Genomic DNA, 1,241 nt, shown 5'->3' with positions numbered 1-1,241 from the left:
GGATCTGGAAGCGAACGGCGTGCCCATCATCGGCACTTCGCCCGACATGATTGACGCGGCGGAAGACCGCGAGCGCTTCCAGAAGCTGCTGCACGAGTTGAAGCTGCGCCAGCCGCCCAACGCCACGGCGCGCACCGAGCCCGAAGCGCTTGAAAAAGCCGCTGCGCTGGGTTACCCCCTGGTTGTGCGCCCCAGTTATGTCCTGGGCGGCCGTGCCATGGAGATCGTGCACGAGCAGCGTGACCTTGAGCGCTACATGCGCGAGGCTGTCAAGGTCAGCCATGACTCGCCAGTACTGCTGGATCGCTTCCTGAACGACGCCATCGAGTGCGACGTCGATTGCCTGCGTGACCCCGAAGGCCGCACTTTCATCGGGGGCGTGATGGAGCACATCGAGCAGGCCGGCGTGCACAGCGGCGACTCCGCGTGCTCTTTGCCGCCATATTCCCTGAGCGCGGAAACCGTCACCGAAATCAAGCGCCAGACCGCCGCGATGGCCGAGGCACTGACGGTGGTGGGTCTCATGAACGTGCAGTTCGCGATCCAGAACATTGACGGCAAAGACGTCATCTACGTGCTGGAAGTCAACCCGCGTGCCTCGCGCACGGTACCCTTTGTCAGCAAGGCCACCGGAATCCAGCTGGCCAAAGTGGCAGCACGTTGCATGGTGGGCCAGTCGCTGGCTTCGCAGGGCATCAAGGACGAAGTCACACCGCCTTACTTCAGTGTCAAGGAAGCGGTGTTCCCCTTCGTCAAGTTCCCCGGCGTGGACACGATTCTCGGCCCCGAGATGAAATCCACCGGCGAAGTCATGGGCGTGGGCAAGACTTTCGGCGAAGCCTTCGTGAAGTCCCAGCTCGGCGCGGGCACCAAGCTGCCGACCTCCGGCAAGGTGTTCCTCACCGTCAAGAACAATGACAAGCCGCGTGCCGTGGAAGTCGCGCGCAAGCTGGCGGCCCTGAAGTTTGAAATCGTGGCCACCAAAGGCACTGCGGCCGCCATCCAGGCCGCGGGTATCGCCTGCACTGTGGTCAACAAGGTCACCGAGGGCCGGCCGCACGTGGTGGACATGATCAAGAACAACGAAATCGCCCTGGTCATTAACACGGTGGAAGAGCGGCGCAACGCGATTACCGATTCGCGCCAGATCCGCACCTCGGCGCTGCTGGCCCGTGTGACGACGTACACCACCATGGCCGGCGCCGAAGCGGCCGTGGAGGGCATGAAGTACCTGGATAACC

General features: G+C 63.1%; 1 protein-coding gene. It reads left to right on the top strand.

The window, feature by feature from the left end:
- The coding region (locus AC1DWI_RS23690) for an ATP-binding protein (protein ID WP_477725978.1) at positions 1-1,241 on the top strand (1,241 nt) is incomplete at both ends.

The sequence above is a fragment of the Polaromonas sp. P3_C2 genome, from assembly GCF_056402675.1.
This window is presented reverse-complemented; position numbering and strand designations above follow the sequence as displayed.